Source organism: Pseudomonas sp. PNPG3 (assembly GCF_023093815.1).
GTDB classification, from domain to species: Bacteria; Pseudomonadota; Gammaproteobacteria; order Pseudomonadales; family Pseudomonadaceae; genus Aquipseudomonas; species Aquipseudomonas asiatica.
Map to the genome: position 1 here is coordinate 1 of NZ_JALLKV010000122.1, position 1,420 is coordinate 1,420.

The 1,420-nt window shown below is 54.1% G+C and carries 1 protein-coding gene; it reads right to left on the minus strand.

Annotation, left to right across the window (positions count from 1 at the left end; genetic code table 11):
* Positions 1–28: 28 nt before the first annotated feature.
* A protein-coding gene (locus MJ643_RS30325) for an IS3 family transposase (protein WP_230684691.1) occupies positions 29–1,380 on the minus strand; the annotation gives its coding sequence in 2 pieces (ribosomal slippage) (positions 29–903 and positions 903–1,380; 1,353 coding nt in all).
* Between the last annotated feature and the right edge of the window lie 40 nt (positions 1,381–1,420).

The window sequence follows — 1,420 nt, forward strand, 5'->3', positions numbered from 1 at the left end:
TGGACTGCCCCCGAAAAGTTGGACAGTTTTAGCCAGTGGCCTGAGTCCTGTAGCTGACAGGGCTCAGGCCATTGAGTTTCAGCCTGATGCGGTCATGGTTGTAGTAATGGATGTACTCCTCCAGGCCCGCCTTCAGCTGTTCGACGCTTTCAAAGCGCTTCAGGTAGAAGAACTCTGACTTCAGTGTGCCGAAGAAGCTTTCCATCGCTGCATTATCCAGACAATTGCCCTTGCGAGACATGCTCTGCTTCACACCGCGCGCTGCGAGCTTATGGCGGTATTGGGGCTGCTGGTAATGCCATCCTTGGTCTGAGTGGATCACTAGCTTGGGCTTTTCACCCAACCCATCGAGCGCCTTTTCCAGCATGTTCCCGACCAAGCCATAAGTAGGCCGGCAAGCTGTTTCATAGGCGATGATCTCACCGTTGTACAAGTCCATCACGGGCGACAGGTAGAGCTTTTGTTGGGCCACTTTGAACTCAGTGACATCGGTCACCCACTTCTGGTTGGGGCGTTGCGCGACGAAATTACGCTCCAGCAAATTCATTGCCACCTTGCCGACAATGCCGCGATAGGATCGATACTTCTTCGGGCGTACAACGGACTGCAAACCAAGCTCAGCCATCAACCGTTCAATGACCTTCTTGTTGACCAAGGTCCCCTGATTCCTGATGGCAAGGGCAATGCGGCGGTAGCCATACAGCCCTTTCTCCTCGTGATAGACACGCTGCACCAACTCCTTGAGCGAGGCGTGCCTGTCCGGCTTTTGCTGGCACTTGATCTGGTAATAAAAGGTACTGCGTGCCAACCCCACCATCTGCAAGAGATCAGGCAGCGGATATTTATGTCTGAATTTACAGACGATCAGGGCTTTTTCGTCCGTGTTCGCTCCTTCTCCTCTCGCAGAGCCTTTAACTCCTTTAGGACATCATTCTCCATGCGCAGATACTCGAGCTCGCTCAACAACTGCTCACGAGATTTCTCTGCGTCATTGGTATCTGTCGGCTTGATGGGCTTAATTTTCTTCGGCACGGCTGATTTTCTTTGTTTGGCGAGAGTGGCTTCAGGACTGCCACTGTAGTGCTGCCGCAGCCAAATGCCTATCTGTGAGGACTGTCCAAGGTCAAAGTGCGCCGCTGTTTGGCGCAGGGACAGGCGATGCTCAAGCATGTACTTGAGCACCCGCCGCTTGAATTCCTCGGTGTAGCGGCGACCATGCGAGCGAGGGCCGAGGCTGGCATCGACTTGGTAGCCAGCAACCCAGCGCCGAAGCAGGCTGAAATCGATGCCAAAGTGTTGTGCCACCTTGCGAAAGCCCCGGCTGCCCTCTAGGTAAGCGGTGATAGCCGTGAGCTTGAACTGCTCTGTGTATTTACCCATAGATCCCCCAAGGGTTGGATTGGTGTCCAACTTCTTGGGG